The organism is Acidovorax sp. NB1, from assembly GCF_005405905.1.
In the GTDB taxonomy this organism is placed as follows: Bacteria; Pseudomonadota; Gammaproteobacteria; order Burkholderiales; family Burkholderiaceae_C; genus Acidovorax.
Map to the genome: position 1 here is coordinate 155676 of NZ_BJHU01000003.1, position 16375 is coordinate 172050.

Here is a 16375-nt window from a genome sequence, read left to right on the forward strand (position 1 = left end):
GCGGGTTATTGCCCTGCCGCCCACCGGGTGGCGGCAGTAACCTGCCACGCAGGGCTTTTCCCTGTTGCGGGGATGCTGCCCCGCACAGCCTACCCACCCACCCCATTTCAGGAGGCTCCCCATGACCACCGCACGCAAGCTGGCCCTGTTGGTGCTGAGCGCTGTCCTTGGCATCGCCGTGTTGACCACCTGGTTTCTGGTGTCCGAACGCCAGCTGATTCTTGAAGAGCGCCAGACCGGCGTGCGCCAGGTGGTCGAGTCCGCGCACGGCATTGCCACCCATTTCCACGACCTCAGCACCAAGGGTGGCATGCCTGACGACGAAGCCCGCAAGCGTGCTGCGGCGGCCATCCAGGCCGTGCGCTACAGCGGCAACGAATATGTGTGGATCAACGACATGCACCCACGCATGGTGATGCACCCCGTCCGCCCCGAACTCAACGGGCAGGATCTCACCGCCAACAAGGACCCCAACGGCAAGCAGCTGTTTGTCGAGTTCGTGCGCACCGTGCAGGCCAGCGGTGCGGGCTTTGTGCCTTACCTGTGGCCCAAGGCGGGCAGTGATACGCCGGTGGAGAAGACCTCGTACGTGAAAGGCTTTGCGCCCTGGGGCTGGGTGATCGGCTCGGGTGTGTACATCGACACCGTGGACTCGGCCATCTGGCAGCGCGCCACCCGGTTCGGCCTGCTGGCGCTGCTGCTGGGCGCTGCGCTGCTGGTCATCGGCACGCTGATCTCGCGCAACCTGATCCGGCAGCTGGGCGGCGAGCCCGGTTATGCGCGCAGCATTGCCCGCAGCATCTCCGAAGGCAACCTGTCGGTGCCCGTGGCCACGCGTGCGGGCGACCACTCCAGCCTGATGCTCGACATGCAGGCCATGCAGGGCAGCCTGCACCGCATCGTGCAGAAGGTGCGCAATGGCACCGAACACATCGCCAGCGCCTCGCAGCAGATCGCAGCGGGCAACCACGACCTGTCGGCACGCACCGAATCCCAGGCGAGCGCGCTGGAGCAGACCGCCGCCTCGATGGAGGAGATGACCTCCAACGTCAAGCAGAACGCCGACAACGCCCGCCAGGCCAGCGCCCTGGCGCAGTCGGCCTCCGAGGTGGCCCGCAAGGGCGGCGCGGTGGTCGAGCAGGTGGTGCAGACCATGGGCTCCATCGATGCGTCCTCGCGCAAGGTGTCCGACATCACCGGGGTGATCGAAGGCATTGCGTTCCAGACCAACATCCTCGCGCTGAACGCCGCCGTGGAGGCCGCGCGCGCAGGCGAGCAGGGCCGGGGTTTTGCCGTAGTGGCCAGCGAGGTGCGCAGCCTGGCCCAGCGCTCGTCTGCAGCGGCCAAGGAGATCAAGGCGCTGATCGGCAACTCGGCCGAGCAGGTGAAGGCCGGTGCCGACCTGGCCCAGCAGGCGGGCAGCACCATGCAGGAGGTGGTGAACAGCGTGCAGCGGGTGTCGGCCGTGATCGAGGAGATCAGCCAGGCCAGCCGCGAGCAGACCGACGGCATCGAGCAGATCAACGAGGCCATCGCCCAGATGGACCAGGGCACCCAGCAGAACGCCGCCCTGGTGGAGCAGGCCACCGCCGCTGCGGCCGCGCTGCAGCAGCAGGCCCACGAGCTGAACCAGGTGGTGGCGGCCTTCCGGCTGCACGGGGGTGGGCAGGACGGGGCCCCGGCGGCCTTGCCCGCCGCAGCCGCGCCGCGCCAGCTGCGCTGACGGGCGGGTGGGCGGAGGACGGGCACCGCATCAGAAAGCACACCACAAAAGATGGCCTAAACTGATCGAAACCTGTCCCGGAAGAATCGGATAAAAGGGCTCTTCGGCGCGAGGATAGAGGCTTCCAACCACCCCTCTCCACAGAGCCTCGCATGAAAACCTGTCTGATTGTGATTGATGTCCAGGAATCCTTCCGCCACCGCCCTTTCTTCACCGAGCGCGACCTGCCCGCCTACCTGCAGGCCCAGAACGCACTGATCGAAGGCTGCGTCGCCCAGAGCATCCCGGTGCTGCGCGTGTTCCACAGCGACGGCCCCGAAGTGGCCGAGAACCCGTTCTCGCAGGCCTCGGGCCAGGTGCGTGCCCTGGAGGGCCTGGCGCCCTTCGACGCAGCCGCCACCTTCACCAAGTCGCGCCACAGCGCGCTGGTGGGCACGGGGCTGGATGTGTGGCTCACACGCCATGGCGTCCAGCGCCTCATCATCAGCGGCATCCGCACCGAACAATGCTGCGAAACCACCACGCGCCACGCGTCCGACCTGGGCTGGGCCGTGGACTACGTGACCGACGCCACCCATACCTGGGACATGGTGCAGCCCGACGGCCAGGTGCTGGCAGCCGCCGACATCAAGACCCGCACTGCCACCGTGCTGCAGGGCCGTTTTGCCACGCTGTGCACCGTGCAGCAGGCGCTGGACCGGGCGGCCGCATGAGCGCCGCGCCGGGCCGCCCCAAGCAAGCTCGCACCGCAGGCGAAGCCGAAGGCACAACAGTGAGCGCCGCACCGTTACAGGTCGCCATCCTGGTGTTTGACGATGTGGAGGCCCTGGACCTGGGCGGGCCCTACGAGGTCTTCACCACCGCCAGCCGCATGCACCAGCGCCAACACCCCGGCGCCCCCGCACCGTTTGTGGTGCAGTGTGTGGCCCGTAGCATGGCCCCGGTGCGCGCCCGCGCGGGCCTGCGCGTGTTGCCCGATGCGGACTTTGCCAGCGCCACCGTGCCCGATGTGCTCATCGTGCCCGGCGGCGTGGTCGATGCAGCAGCCGCCTGCCCCGACACCCGCGCCTGGGTGGCCCAGGCGGCCGGGGCCGCGCAGATCACGGCCTCGGTGTGCACGGGGGCGTTCATCCTGGCGGCCGCCGGTGTGCTGGCCGAAGGCGCTGCGACAACCCACTGGGAAGACATTGCCGACCTGCGCACGCAGTTTCCGGCACTCGACGTGCAAGAGAATCTGCGCTGGGTGGACCGGGGCGCGCTGGTCACATCCGCTGGCATCAGCGCGGGCATCGACATGAGCCTGCACCTGGTCACCCGGCTGCTGGGCGCAACGCTGTCCGAGCGCACGGCCCGCCAGATGGACACGCCCTGGAACCCCCAGCCATGACACGCTTCCTGGCCCTGCTTCACTGACACCCCCTATGCAGAACCCGGCCCCTTCTCCCATCCACGTCTATTTCGCCCTGCTGCCGGGCAGCCTGGTGCTGGACTGGGCGGGCCCGGCCGAGGCGCTGCGCATCGCCAACCAGGCACTGGCCAGACAAGGCCAGCCCGAGCGGTTTGTGCAGCACTTCGTGAGCCCCACGCCCCAGTCCGTGACCTCGGTGGGTGCGGTGCTGGCGGGGCTGGAGCCTTTGCCCGCCACCCTGCCCACCCCCGCCTGGGTGGTGCTGGTGGGCCTGGCCGGGCAACACATCGCGGTGGACGGCGACGAGGCGCGCGCGCTGCTGCACTGGCTACGCGGGCTGCGGCCCGTAGCGGGGCAGCTGGAGCTGATCACCGTGTGTGCGGGCTCGGTGCTGGCCGCCCACGCAGGCCTGCTGACCGGCCGCCGCGCCACCACCCACCACCAGCACCTGGACGAACTGGCCGCCGTGGACCCGCGCTGCGACGTGGTCGCCAACCGCGTGTTTGTGGCCGATGGCGCCGTGTACAGCAGCGCGGGCGTGACCACGGGCATCGACCTGCTACTACACCGCATCTCCGACACCTGCGGCCCCGCACTGGCGGCCCAGGTGGCGCAGGCGATGGTGGTGGCGCTGCGCCGGGGGCCCAACGACCCGGAGTTTTCGCCCTTTCTGCACCACCGCAACCACCTGCACCCCGCCCTGCACCGCGTGCAGGATGCAGTGGGCCAGCAGCCCCAGGCCGACTGGAGCGTGCCGCAGATGGCCGAGGTGGCACACACCTCGCCGCGCCACCTCACGCGCTTGTTTCTGGAACACGCGGGCATCGCACCGCTGCAGTACCTGCGCCGCATCCGCCTGGCCACGGCCGAGGCCGCGCTGCGCTCAGGCCAGAACGTGACGCAGGCGGCGCTGATGGCGGGGTTCAGCTCTGACACACAACTGCGCCGCGCCTGGCACCAGTTCGGGCGGGGCGGCACGCCGTCGCAGGGGGCGGCCCAGGGCCACGCCCACTGAACAGGCCTCTGGGGTGAGGGGACCGCCTTCGCCGCCCCCACAATGGGCGCCCATTGCGACTGCCCCGACACCGCCATGAAAGAGCCCCCGCGCCCCGCCCACGAGGACGACCGCCTGCAGGCCCTGCGCCAGTTGCTGATCCTCGACACCCCTCCCGAAGAACAGTTTGACCGGCTTACGGCGTTTGCCGCGCAAGAGTTCGACATGCCCATCGTGCTGCTGTCGCTCATTGACGAAAAGCGGCAATGGTTCAAGTCGCGCCACGGGCTGGATGTGTGCGAGACGGCTCGTGGCATCTCGTTCTGCGGCCATGCCATCCTGCACGACGACACCATGGTGGTGCCCGATGCAGCGCTGGACGAGCGGTTTGCCGACAACCCGCTGGTGACCGGCGACCCGCACATCCAGTTCTATGCCGGGGCGCCGCTCAAGATGCCGGGGGGGGCAGAACATCGGCACGCTGTGTCTCATCGACCGCACCCCGCGCCAGCTCGACGCCATCGACCTGGCCATCCTGGCCTCGCTGCGCGACCTGGCCGTGGAGGAACTGGTGCGCCGCGCCAGCGGGGAGCCCGCCGCATGAGCCCCAGCGCCGCCCAGCCGCCCATTCTTCTGGTGGAGCCCAGCTCGCTCACGGCCAGCATCATCGTGTCCACCGCGCGGCAACTGAACATGCCCGCAGTGCGCCAGGTCAGCAGTGTGCGCACCGCGCAGCAGCACCTGGCAGCCCAGGGGTTTCTGGGCGTGATCGTCTCGCTGGAGGAAGAGCAGGAGGCCGTGGCGCTGCTGGAGCAGGTGCGCGGTGCCCGCTTTGCCGTACACGCCCAGGTGCCCGTGGCCGTGACCACGGCCCAGGTCGATGCATCCACCGCCGTGAAGATGAAAGCGCTGCAAGTGCGGCGCGTGCTGCTCAAGCCCTTCAAGGTGCGGGATGTGATCGCGACGATCCAGATGCTCCAGCACCCCGCATAGGCTTCCGGATTTCAAGCTTTTCAGGCCGTTTGCGCCTGATGGCATTGCCTTTTTAGCTATTAAATATATAGCGATTGACCGCTACCAGGGCTCAGGGCTCAATACGCCTCGGGCACGTACATGGACGCTGGCACCGGCTGGCGCAGGTATTCGGGGTTGCGCACACGCTCGGGCAGCACCACGGCCGGGTGCGGCACCTCCTGGTAGGGCATTTGCGACAGCAGGTGGGCAATGCAGTTGAGGCGCGCCTTTTTCTTGTCCACCGCCTGCACCACCCACCAGGGTGCCTCGGCGATGTGGGTGCGCTCCAGCATGGTCTCCTTGGCCTTGGTGTAGGCCTCCCAGCGCACGCGGCTTTCCAGGTCCATGGGGCTGAGCTTCCACTGCTTGAGCGGGTCGTGGATGCGGCCCAGAAAGCGCAGGTGCTGTTCTTCGTCGGTGATGGAGAACCAGTACTTGATGAGGCGGATGCCCGAGCGCACCAGCATCTTTTCAAACTCGGGCACGGTGCGGAAGAACTCCTCGTACTCATCGTCGCTGCAAAAACCCATCACCCGCTCGACACCCGCGCGGTTGTACCAGCTGCGGTCAAACAGCACCATCTCGCCCGCCGCAGGCAGGTGCGCCACATAGCGCTGAAAGTACCACTGCGTACGCTCGCGGTCATTGGGGGCGGGCAGCGCCGCCACGCGGGCCACGCGCGGGTTCAGGCGCTGGGTGATGCGCTTGATCACGCCGCCCTTGCCGGCGGCATCGCGCCCCTCGAACAGAATCACCACCTTCTCGCGGCTGTGCTGCACCCAGTCCTGCAGCTTGACCAGTTCGCCCTGCAGGCGGAACAGTTCCTTGAAATACTGCTGGCGCGCCAGCTTGTCAGCGGCGGTGGGGGCGCCAATGTCGTCCACCTCGCGGTCTTCGATCTCCAGCTCCAACTCCTCGTCGTAGCTGTCGATCAGGTCGTTGGCGATGCGCTGCATCAGCTCCTGCGAGTCAAGGGCGTTGTTGTAGAACATGGGGAGCCATCCGGCAGTGCAAAAAAGATGCGCCATGGTCGCCTGCTGCAGTGACAGTGCCATGACAGCGGCGTGATCTGTCACAGCACTGTCATGCCCGCAGGCCACGATGCGGGCCCGTGCAGTCTGTCGATCACCTCCCCCCTTCCGCCACCGCCCAGCCCGCCAGTGCCAGCCTGAACTACGGGGGTGACGCTGCCGGGTTGATCTGCGGCTACCTGCTGGGCGCCGACGCTGCGCCGCAAGAAATCGACTCGGCCCAGGCGGCGCAATGGCTCGCGGGCCAGCAGGCCGGTGGCACCGCGCCACAGGGCCAGTTCCTGTGGCTGCACTTCAACCTGAGCCACGCCCAGGCCGTGCGCTGGATGCAGCGGCACGCCGACCTGCCCGAGGCTTTTTTCGACGCCCTCAAGGACCGGTCCGTTTCCACCCGCATCGAGCGCGACGACGACACGCTGATCGCCGTGCTGAACGACGCGCACTTCGACTTTGCGTTCGAACCCTCGGACATCGCCACCCTGTGGACCAGCGTGGCGCCGCACCTGATGGTGACGGGGCGCACACGCGCCCTGCGTTCGGTGGATGCATTGCGCACCACGGTGCGCAGCGGCAACGCACCCTGCTCCAGCGTGGCGCTGCTGGCCGAGCTGATGCGCACGCAAGCCTCAGGCCTGGTGGACATCGTGCGCGGCGTGACCCAGCGCATCGACGATGTGGAGGATGCGCTGCTGGCTGGGCGCCTGGACCACAAGCGCGCCCGGCTGGGCGTGCTGCGGCGCCTGCTGGTGCGGCTGCAGCGCCTGCTGGCGCCCGAGCCTGCGGCGCTGTTCCGCCTGCTGCAGCACCCGCCGGCCTGGATGGGCACGGACGATGCGCAGGAGCTGCGCGACTCCACCGAAGAATTCTCGGTGGTGCTGCGCGACATGCAGGGCCTGCAGGAACGCATCAAGCTGCTGCAGGAAGAAATCGCTGCCAGCGTGCAGGAGGCCAACAGCCGCAGCCTGTTCGTGCTGACGGTGGTCACCGTGCTGGCCCTGCCCATCAACATCCTGGCCGGGCTGTTCGGCATGAATGTGGGCGGCGTGCCGCTGGCCGACAACGGGCACGGCTTCTGGATCATCGTGGCCGTGGTGGCGGCTTTCACCGCAGTGGCGGGCTGGCTAACGCTGAGGGACGCGCGGGATCGGTAGGCGCGGCTGCCAGGCAAACCCTGCAGTCCCCGCAGGCCCGGAGACAGGCACCACTACAATCCCGCCCCTTGCCCAGATCCCCGGACCCGCCCGCCACCATGAACATCGTCGTCAACGAAGAACTCAAAGCCTACATCGAACCCCTGACCCCCGAGGAACACGAGGCCCTGGAGCGCAGCATCCTCACCGAAGGCTGCCGCGACGCGCTGGTGCTGTGGGGCGATGTGCTGGTGGACGGCCACAACCGCTATGGCATCTGCCAAAAGCATGGCCTGCCGTTCCAGACCGTGCAGAACCCGCGCTTTCAGTCGATGGAAGACGTGCACCTGTGGATGATCGACCAGCACCTGGGCCGCCGCAGCGTGTCGGACTTCCAGCGCGGCGTGCTGGCCCTGCGCAAGCGCGAGATCATTGCGGACCGCAAGGCACGCGCCGCCACTGCCGCCGAGCCTGCCGAATCGGCTGCTGCAGCCGTGGCCGAGATGCCAGCGGCGGCCCACGAGGCCGCAGCCGCCCTGCCCGCGCCCGACCCCTTGAGCAGCCGCGAGGCCATTGCCAAGGCCGCGCGCCTGAGCAGCAGCCAGGTGGTGATGATCGAAAAAATCCAGAAGCAGGCCGCGCCTGAGCTGGTGGCTGCCGTGAAGTCCGGCACCATCTCCATCAACGCCGCCGCCGCCGTGGCCACCCTGCCTGCCGAAGAGCAGGTGGCCGCCGTGGTGGCGGGCAAGGACGAACTCAAGCAGGCCGCCAAGCGCGTGCGCGAACAGAGCAAGCGCAAGCCGCGCGACGAAACGACTTCAGAAGAAAAAACCACGGCAGAAGCCGCAGTGGGCGCCGAGGGCGGTGCCGACGAGCTGCACACCCTGCGCAGCCGCGTGGCCGAACTCACGGCAGAGAACACCGAGCTGCGCAGGCAGGTGGCGCAATTGCAGGCGGCACTGCCTGAGGGCAGCGCGCCGTTCTGACAACAAATTGCACCCTCAACCGTTCACGCTGAGCTTTTCGAAGCGCCGCACCGGGCTTCGACGGGCTCAGCCTGAACGGGCAGGGAGCAATGGAGGAAGCCTGATCGCTCAGTCGCCGCCAGCACGGCGCAGCGCGCTCAACCGGTCGGCAATCAGGTCGATGTCGAGCCCGTCCTCGGCATGGGCCAGGTAGGCCTCCAGATCGGCCACTGCGTCGGGGGTGTTGCCCCGCTCGGCATGGGCCAGCCCCCGGTCGCGCCGCTCGCCCCAGGCCTCGGGCAGCAGCACGATCAGCCGGTCGAGCACGGCAATCAGGCGCTGCCAGTCCTGCTGGGTGCGGTGCACTTCCTTCAGGTTGCGCAGCATGCGCGCAATGATGTCGCGCGGCGTGGCGGCCTGCAGGTACAGGCCCAGCGGCACGTCGTAGTCGTCCACCAGACCGTTGCGGCGCTTGTAAGGCTCCAGCCGCTCGGCCAGCTCCTCGCGGCTCAATGACTGGCCCGAGATCGGGTCCAGCACCACCTGGCCCTTGGGCAGCAGCACCTTGACCATGAAATGCCCGGGGAACGCAATGCCCCGCGCATGCAACCCCAGGCCCTGGGCCAGCTCCATCCACAACACGGCCAGGCTGATGGGAATGCCCCGGCGCGTGCGCAGCACGGCGTTCAGGTAGCTGTTTTCGGGGTCGTAGTAGTTATTGATGTTGCCGCCAAAGCCCAGGTCGGCAAAAAAGAACTGGTTGAGCGTGCGCAGGCGCTGCAGCGCAGGAGCATCAGCAGGCAGGCGGCGCTGGATGCGCGCGAGCAGCTGGTCCATGTCGCCCAGCAGTTGCTGCACGTCGAACTCGGGGTATTCGTCCTGGGCCAGGCTGGCGGCGGCCTCCAGCAGCGGAAAGTGCTCATCGCTGTGCACCAGCGATGCAAAGTACTCCAGCGAGGTGGGCACGGAATAGCTCAGAGACATAGTGAATTTTTAAGCGTCACATCGGTCAGCGTCAATCGACAGAAAACCCGTCTTGACAGGGCATTTGTGGCCTTTGGGTCAATATGCCACGGGGCTTCAGCGCCGCAGCATCTGGCGCAGCTTGAGGCCCGCCGCCCAGAGCGCGCCAAAGTACAGCACAGCGGCGGCCACCATCAGCGCGGCCAGCAGGCCGATGCGCTGCCAGGATTTGCCCCGCATCTCCACCCAGTCGAAATGCTGCGCGCCCCACACCAGCAGCACGGCCAGCAAGGCGCTCGCGGCAATCACCTGCAAAGCAAACTTGCCCCAGCCCGGCAGGGGCTTGTAGCTGCCGCGCCGCAACAGGCCCACCAACAGCCAGGTGGCGTTGATGATGGCGCCGATGCCGATGGTCAGCGTCAAGGCCGCATGCTGCAGGTAGGGCACCAGCACCAGGTTCATCAGCTGCGTGAGCACCAACACCGCCAAGGCAATCAGCATGGGGGTGCGCATGTCGTGTTTGGCGTAAAAGCCTGGTGCCAGCACTTTAATGGCCACGATACCCACCAGGCCCGCCCCATAGCCCGTGAGCGCCAGCGTGGTCTTGCGCACGTCCTCGTCACCAAAGGCGCCGTAGTGGTAGAGCACCGCCACCAGCGGCTGCGAAAACACCAGCAGGGCCACCATGCAAGGCACCGACAGCAGCACGACCAGGCGCAGCCCCCAGTCCAGCATGGCCGAGTAGCGCTCGTCGTCCTGCTTGGCGCGGGCGCTGGCCAGCTGCGGCATCAGCACCACGCCCAGCGCCACGCCCAGCAGGGCGGTGGGCAACTCCATCAAGCGGTCAGCATAGGTGATCCAGCTCACGCTGCCCGTGGCCAGGTGCGAGGCGATCTGGGTATTGATGAGCAGCGAGATCTGCGCCACGCTCACGCCCAGCAGCGCGGGCAGCATCAGGCGCGCCACCTTGCGTGTGGTGGGGTCGGCCCAGGCCGCGCGGATGGCCGCCCAGCGCACGCCAATGCGCGGCAACAGCCCCAGGCGCAGCAGCGCGGGCACCTGGATGGCCAGTTGCAGCAGGCCGCCCAGCATCACGCCCGCTGCCTGGGCATAGATGGGCTCGATGCCGTGGCGCGCAAACAGTGGCGCGCCCAGCGTGATGGACAAAATCAGCGCGATGTTGAGCAGCACGGGCGAGGCTGCGGGCACTGCAAACTTCTTCCAGGTGTTGAGAATGCCCCCGGCCAGCGCGACCAGCGACATGAAGCCGATGTAGGGGAACATCCAGCGCGTCATGGTGACGGCGGCGTCAAACCCCTGGGGCTGGAGCCCGCTGGCCATGGCCCACACCATCCACGGCGCGCCCAGCACCCCGGCGATACACAGCAGCACCAGCGTCCAGGCCAGCAGCGTGCCCACATGGTCGATGAGCGCCCGGGCGCCGTCATCACCTTCCTGCGCGCGGGTGGCGGCCAGCACCGGCACAAAGGCCTGGCTGAAGGCCCCCTCGCCCAGCACGCGGCGGAACAGGTTGGGAATGCGGAACGCCACGTTGAAGGCGTCCGTCATGGCGCTGACCCCGAAGACGGAGGCCATGAGCAACTCGCGCACCAGCCCGGTGATGCGGGAGGCGAGGGTCAGCAGGGAGACGGTGGAGGCGGCTTTGAATAACGACACCGCAAGAAGTGTAGCCCTGGATGCTCGCCGCCCCCAGGGACACCCCTGGCGGCACGGCGCAAGCCGGCCCCACAGGCGCCCTGGCGATGGCACCGTGCCGGTTGCTGGCAGGGCAGTGGTAAAAATTCCTCTCTGGGCTATAATCGCTGGCTTTGCTGGCAACATCCACAGACCCAAGGAATATTCATCATGGCATCCGCTAAACCCAAAAAGAAGAACCCCCGCCTCGCTTCGGGCCGTAAGCGCGTCCGTCAGGACGTCAAGATCAACGCTGCAAACACCTCGCTGCGTTCCAAATACCGTACCGCTGTCAAGAACGTCGAAAAGGCTGTTCTGGCTGGCGACAAGACCAAGGCGACCGAACTGTTCGCAAAGATGCAAGCCGTGGTGGACACCGTGGCCGACAAGGGCATCTTCCACAAGAACAAGGCTGCTCGCGACAAGAGCCGTCTGTCTGCCAAGGTGAAAGCCCTGGCACCCGCAGCCGCTTAATTCATTCACCGCCTGCCCCGGCAGGCAAACAGCCCGAACGGCCCCGCCGTTCGCCGTTTGTAACGGGTGCGCTGCCAGCAAAAAAACGAACAAACCGCCTTCGGGCGGTTTTTTCGTTTCCGGGCCTGAAACGGCAGGCTTTACCTTAAATTATTCGAAAAGCATAATTATTGGAATTTCATAAAAACCAATAAACCATGACCTTCCGCCGCACCGCCCTCGCCGAGCAGATGGCCCAGCAGCTGCTCAGGCCCTCGTTCCTGGACACCTCGCTGCGCTCCGGCCTGTTCCTGTCGGGCCAGCGGCGCGTGGGCAAGACCACCTTCCTGGCCACCGACCTGATCCCTGCCCTGGAGGCGCTGGGCGCCATCGTGGTCTATGTGGACCTGTGGAGCCAACCGCAGGCCAACCCGGCCGATCTGGTGCACGAGGCCATCCGCAAGACGCTCAAAGAGCTGCAGCTGCCCGGCTCAAGCATCCTGAAGCGGCTCAAGGAAGTCACCAACCTCGAAGCGGGCGCAGCGGGCTTCAAGTTTGGCTTCAAGCTCGCCGATGTGGGCAAAGACGACGGCGTGAGCCTGGCCCAGGCGTTCCAGGAGCTGATCGACCAAGCCCGGACGGATGTGGTGCTCATCGTGGACGAGGTGCAGCACGCGCTGGGCAGTGCCGATGGCGACCACCTGCTGCACGCGCTGAAGGCGGCGCGCGACGCCATCAACACCCGCCCGGGCACGCCGGGGCATTTCCTCTTCATCGGCACCGGCTCACACCGTGCGCGCGTGCAGGAACTCACGCTCAAGGGCAACCAGGCCTTCAACGGCGCGGTGACCAACGAATTCCCCGTGCTGGGGCGGGACTTCATCGACTACGTGCTGGCGCAGGTCGGCCCCCAGCTGGGCGCCATGCTGCCTTCGGCGGAAGTCACCGAGGCGGCCTTTCGCAGCATGGGCAGCCGGCCCGAGGAGCTGATGAAGGCCCTCAACGTACTGCGCAGCCTGCCGCCGGACGCCCTGCCCGACGAACACCTGCCCACCATCGCACAGTCGTTGGGCGCTGCAGCGGCGGATGTGGAACTGCAGAAGGTGGAAGCCATGGGCCCGCTGGCCGAAGCCGTGTTCTCGCGCATCTGCAGCATTGGCGGCGATGTGAAGGGCGTGTTCACCGGCGAGGCGCTCAAGGCCTATGCGAAGCAGATCGGCCGCGAAGTCACGGCCCAGGAGGTGCAAGGCATCATCGGCACGATGACCTCGGCCAACCTGCTCATGCGCGTGAAACACGGACACTACGGCGTGACGGATCCGTTTGTGGAAAAAGCCTGGATGAACCGGCTGCAGGCCGACCAGTTGCTGCGTGCGAGCCCCGCTGGCGATGCACCCCGGCTGGGTGCAGAAAAAGGAAACTGAGCGCCTCAGCCCTTGGCGGGGGGCGGATCGGGCAGCAGGCAGGCCTCGGCTACCTGCAGGTTGTTGTCACGCGCAAAGTTGATGACAAAGTCCCAGGCCATGGGCTCGTGCCCCTGCAGATCACGGTGCACCACCACACACTTGATGCCATTGAGCGTGGTGGGAATGCACCAAGGCGAATAGCTCAGGTGACTGCCGGGCCGGGCTCCACCGGGGCGAAAGCTGCTCATCACCCCGGCCAGCCGCTCGGCCCAGTCGCTGGGCCGAAAGGTTTTCCCGTCATGGGTGATGCCCTGAATGAAGACTTCTTTAGAGGAGGGGGAAACCATCGGGGATTGGAGTGGTAGTGAGCGCGCCAGATACAGGATCACTGCATGCTGCACCGCAACGCGTATTCTAACTCTTATATAAGAGCTGGCCCTCTAATCCCTATGCCGGGCTCCAGCAAGCGGGCAAAAGTCGGGTAGTGCGCAGCATTGCAGTAATGAGCAATCGTCAACAGAAGATCACAGTGCGCGCCCTAGAATCGTGCTTCGTTTTTTGCCACCGTACCGTCTGGAGATTCCCGCATGACCGCTTTCATCGAAGCCGCTTCGCCCCACGTGATGAACACCTACGGCCGCGTGCCGATCGCACTGGAGCGTGGACAAGGCAGCCGCGTGTGGGATGTGAACGGCAAGGAATACCTGGACGGCCTGGGCGGCATCGCCGTGAACACGCTGGGCCACAACCACCCCAAGCTCGTGCCCGCACTGCAGGACCAGATCGCCAAGCTGATCCACACCTCCAACTACTACCACGTGCCCGGCCAGGAGCAGCTGGCCGCCAAGCTGGTGGAGCTGTCGGGCATGCAGAACGTGTTCTTCTGCAACTCGGGCCTGGAAGCCAATGAGGCGGCCCTGAAGATCGCCCGCAAGTTCGGCGTGGACAAGGGCATCGCCAAGCCCGAGATCGTGGTCTATGAGAAGGCCTTCCATGGCCGCTCCATTGCCACCATGTCTGCCACCGGCAACCCCAAGATCCACAGCGGCTTCGGCCCGCTGGTCGAGGGCTTTGTGCGCGTGCCGATGAACGACATCGAGGCCATCAAGCAAGCCACCGAGGGCAACCCCAACGTGGTCGCTGTGTTCTTCGAGACCATCCAGGGCGAAGGCGGCATCAACGCCATGCGCATCGAATACCTGCAGCAGCTGCGCAAGCTGTGCGACGAGCGCGGCTGGCTCATGATGATCGACGAAGTGCAGTGCGGCATGGGCCGCACCGGCAAGTGGTTTGCCCACCAGTGGGCGGGCATCGTGCCCGACGTGATGCCCCTGGCCAAGGGCCTGGGTTCGGGCGTGCCGATTGGCGCGGTGGTGGCGGGCCCCAAGGCAGCCAGCGTGCTACAGCCCGGCAACCATGGCACCACCTTCGGCGGCAACCCGCTGGCCATGCGCGCCGGGGTCGAAACCATCCGCATCATGGAAGAAGACGGCCTGCTGCACAATGCGACCCAGGTGGGCAACCACCTGCGCGCGGCACTGGCGCGCGAGCTGGGCAGCCTGCCGGGCGTCAAGGAGATCCGGGGCCAGGGCCTGATGCTGGGCATCGAGCTGAACAAGCCCTGCGGCGCCCTGATCGGCCGCGCGGCCGAAGCGGGCCTGCTGCTGTCGGTCACGGCCGACAGCGTGATCCGCCTGGTGCCTCCTCTGATCCTGACCACGGCCGAGGCCGACGAGATCGTCGCCAAGCTGACCCCGCTGGTCAAAGCCATCCTGGCTGAATGAAGCAAAGCAAGATTGTCATGACGACGCTGAAACATTATCTGCAGTTCACCGACCTCACCGCCGACGAATACGCCTACCTGTTCGAGCGCGCCGCGCTCATCAAGAAGAAGTTCAAGGCCTACGAAAAGCACCACCCGCTGGTGGACCGCACGTTGGCCATGATCTTCGAGAAAGCCAGCACCCGCACGCGCGTGAGCTTCGAGGCCGGCATGTACCAGCTGGGCGGCTCCGTGGTGCATCTGACCACGGGCGACAGCCAGCTGGGTCGCGCCGAGCCCATCGAAGACAGCGCCAAGGTCATCAGCCGCATGACCGACCTGGTGATGATCCGCACCTACGAGCAGGCCAAGATCGAGCGCTTTGCCGCCAACTCGCGCGTGCCCGTGATCAACGGCCTGACCAACGAGTACCACCCCTGCCAGATCCTGGCGGACATCTTCACCTACATCGAGCACCGTGGCTCGATCCAGGGCAAGACGGTGGCCTGGGTGGGCGACGGCAACAACATGGCCAACACCTGGGTGCAGGCAGCATCGCTGCTGGGCTTCAAGGTGCATGTGAGCACGCCCCGTGGCTATGAAATTGATGAAAAATTGGCCGCTGGCGCGCACGGAATCAGCGCTGACAGCTATCAATTCTTTAGCAACCCCATGGAAGCCTGCCGGGGCGCCGACCTGGTCACCACCGATGTGTGGACCAGCATGGGCTACGAAGCCGAGAACGAAGCGCGCAAGAAGGCATTTGCCGACTGGTGCGTGGACACCGAAATGATGGCCGCCGCCCAACCCGACGCCCTCTTCATGCACTGCCTGCCCGCGCACCGGGGCGAAGAAGTCGAGGCCGATGTGATCGACGGGCCGCAGTCGGTGGTGTGGGACGAGGCAGAAAACAGGATGCACGTGCAGAAAGCACTCATGGAGTACCTTTTGCTCGGCCGTGTTGCCTGATCCCGATAGGCGTTAAGAAATACAGATCCGCTCACGCTGAGCTTGTCGAAGCGCCGCGCGAGGCTTCGACAAGCTCAGCCCGAACGGCTCCAGTAGATCAAACGCGAATCCGCCCGACAGATCCCCATGCCCTGGCGCCGCCAGCCCGCCCACAGCGCCGAATTGCTGGCGCACTGGCAGTCGCTGGGCCAAGCGCTGGGGCGCGACACCCCCACCTGGCGCGCCGAGGGCCGGCGCCTGCTGCGCAGCTGGGCCCGCTGGCCCCGCGCCTACCACGACACCACCCACCTGCGTGCCTGCCTACGGCACCTGCAGGCGGTGCAGGACCACCAGCCCGGCGCGCTCCACAACCCCCATGCCGTGGCGCTGGCCCTGTGGTATCACGACGCCATCTACTGGCCGTGGAGTGGGCACAACGAGGCGCGCAGCGCCGACTGGGCCCGCGAGTTCCTCCTGCACCAAGGGCTGCCCACCACGCTGGCCGATACCGTGCACCAGCATGTGATGGACACCCGCCACACCCCGGGCCCGCTCACGGGCGATGCGCTGTGGGTGGTGGACATCGACCTGGCCATCCTCGGCCAAAGCGACGCGGTGTACCGCCAGTTCGAGCGCAACGTGCGGCGCGAATACTTCTTTGTGCGCTGGCCCCGTTACGTGGCAGGGCGCAGCGCGGTGCTGAAGGGGTTTCTGGACCGCCCGCACATCTATGGCACTGCGTACTTTGCGCAGCGCTACGAGGCGCAGGCGCGCGCCAATCTCCAGCAGGCCTTGCGTGCGCTGGGAGAAGGCAGGCTCTACACGTAGCAGGCTGCCAAGGCGCAGTTTTGTTGAAGAAAACAGGCCTTACCGCGCATCCGCA

At 66.6% G+C, this 16375-nt stretch carries 16 protein-coding genes and 1 pseudogene; 13 read left to right on the forward strand and 4 right to left on the reverse strand.

The annotated features are described in order from the left end of the window. The first annotated feature begins 121 nt into the window (after nucleotides 1-121). From AvAM_RS00875 to AvAM_RS00900, 6 genes and pseudogenes are all read left to right on the forward strand, one after another. A complete protein-coding gene (locus AvAM_RS00875; RefSeq protein ID WP_137745321.1) occupies nucleotides 122-1723 on the forward strand; it encodes a methyl-accepting chemotaxis protein in 1602 nt (533 codons plus the stop codon). A gap of 152 nt (nucleotides 1724-1875) precedes the next feature. Next, nucleotides 1876-2436, forward strand: coding sequence for a cysteine hydrolase family protein (locus AvAM_RS00880; RefSeq protein ID WP_137745322.1), 561 nt, complete (start codon nucleotides 1876-1878; stop codon nucleotides 2434-2436). Nucleotides 2437-2495: 59 nt separating this feature from the next. After that, a complete protein-coding gene (locus tag AvAM_RS00885; RefSeq protein ID WP_137745371.1) occupies nucleotides 2496-3110 on the forward strand; it encodes a DJ-1/PfpI family protein in 615 nt (204 codons plus the stop codon). A 34-nt stretch (nucleotides 3111-3144) separates the two neighbouring features. Continuing rightward, nucleotides 3145-4146 (forward strand): GlxA family transcriptional regulator, encoded by a 1002-nt coding sequence (locus AvAM_RS00890; protein WP_137745323.1) that lies wholly within the window; start codon nucleotides 3145-3147, stop codon nucleotides 4144-4146. Between the two features lie 75 nt (nucleotides 4147-4221). After that, nucleotides 4222-4729, forward strand: a pseudogene (locus tag AvAM_RS00895) (GAF domain-containing protein). Next, nucleotides 4726-5118 carry a histidine kinase gene (locus AvAM_RS00900; RefSeq protein WP_137745324.1) on the forward strand — a complete coding sequence of 131 codons (393 nt, stop codon included), beginning with the start codon at nucleotides 4726-4728 and terminating at the stop codon, nucleotides 5116-5118. The pseudogene AvAM_RS00895 and the gene AvAM_RS00900 overlap by 4 nt, the downstream one beginning before the upstream one ends. A gap of 98 nt (nucleotides 5119-5216) precedes the next feature. On the opposite strand, the gene ppk2 is transcribed toward AvAM_RS00900, so the two are convergent. Then, the gene (ppk2, locus tag AvAM_RS00905; RefSeq protein WP_137745325.1) at nucleotides 5217-6131 is read right to left on the reverse strand and encodes a polyphosphate kinase 2; all 915 of its coding nucleotides are present in this window, start codon (nucleotides 6129-6131) and stop codon (nucleotides 5217-5219) included. Nucleotides 6132-6250: 119 nt separating this feature from the next. Between ppk2 and AvAM_RS00910 the strand changes: the two genes are divergently transcribed. Continuing rightward, the gene (locus tag AvAM_RS00910; RefSeq protein ID WP_249367854.1) at nucleotides 6251-7321 is read left to right on the forward strand and encodes a transporter; all 1071 of its coding nucleotides are present in this window, start codon (nucleotides 6251-6253) and stop codon (nucleotides 7319-7321) included. Nucleotides 7322-7419: 98 nt separating this feature from the next. Further along, a complete protein-coding gene (locus AvAM_RS00915) occupies nucleotides 7420-8286 on the forward strand; it encodes a plasmid replication/partition related protein (RefSeq protein WP_137745373.1) in 867 nt (288 codons plus the stop codon). A gap of 108 nt (nucleotides 8287-8394) precedes the next feature. Here the strand turns inward: AvAM_RS00915 and AvAM_RS00920 are convergent, their stop codons facing one another. Further along, nucleotides 8395-9249, reverse strand: coding sequence for a SirB1 family protein (locus tag AvAM_RS00920; protein WP_137745326.1), 855 nt, complete (start codon nucleotides 9247-9249; stop codon nucleotides 8395-8397). 96 nt (nucleotides 9250-9345) lie between these two features. Then, nucleotides 9346-10905: a murein biosynthesis integral membrane protein MurJ gene (gene murJ / locus AvAM_RS00925; RefSeq protein WP_137745327.1), complete on the reverse strand. Its 1560-nt coding sequence runs from the start codon at nucleotides 10903-10905 to the stop codon at nucleotides 9346-9348. A gap of 189 nt (nucleotides 10906-11094) precedes the next feature. On the opposite strand from murJ, the gene rpsT reads away from it, so the two are divergent. Together rpsT and AvAM_RS00935 are read left to right on the forward strand one after the other, a co-directional pair. Then, entirely contained in the window at nucleotides 11095-11397 is a 303-nt protein-coding gene (rpsT, locus tag AvAM_RS00930) for a 30S ribosomal protein S20 (RefSeq protein WP_015015385.1), read from the forward strand. A 197-nt stretch (nucleotides 11398-11594) separates the two neighbouring features. Then, nucleotides 11595-12800, forward strand: a complete 1206-nt coding sequence (locus tag AvAM_RS00935; RefSeq protein WP_137745328.1) for an AAA family ATPase — start codon at nucleotides 11595-11597, stop codon at nucleotides 12798-12800. Nucleotides 12801-12805: 5 nt separating this feature from the next. Here the strand turns inward: AvAM_RS00935 and AvAM_RS00940 are convergent, their stop codons facing one another. Continuing rightward, the gene (locus AvAM_RS00940) at nucleotides 12806-13129 is read right to left on the reverse strand and encodes a DUF3579 domain-containing protein (RefSeq protein WP_137745329.1); all 324 of its coding nucleotides are present in this window, start codon (nucleotides 13127-13129) and stop codon (nucleotides 12806-12808) included. A 240-nt stretch (nucleotides 13130-13369) separates the two neighbouring features. Between AvAM_RS00940 and AvAM_RS00945 the strand changes: the two genes are divergently transcribed. From AvAM_RS00945 to AvAM_RS00955, 3 genes are all read left to right on the forward strand, one after another. Beyond that, nucleotides 13370-14566, forward strand: coding sequence for an aspartate aminotransferase family protein (locus tag AvAM_RS00945; RefSeq protein WP_137745330.1), 1197 nt, complete (start codon nucleotides 13370-13372; stop codon nucleotides 14564-14566). A gap of 17 nt (nucleotides 14567-14583) precedes the next feature. Further along, nucleotides 14584-15513 (forward strand): ornithine carbamoyltransferase, encoded by a 930-nt coding sequence (argF, locus tag AvAM_RS00950; protein ID WP_249367856.1) that lies wholly within the window; start codon nucleotides 14584-14586, stop codon nucleotides 15511-15513. Nucleotides 15514-15639: 126 nt separating this feature from the next. Further along, nucleotides 15640-16320, forward strand: a complete 681-nt coding sequence (locus tag AvAM_RS00955) for a hypothetical protein (RefSeq protein ID WP_137745332.1) — start codon at nucleotides 15640-15642, stop codon at nucleotides 16318-16320. Nucleotides 16321-16375: the final 55 nt, after the last annotated feature.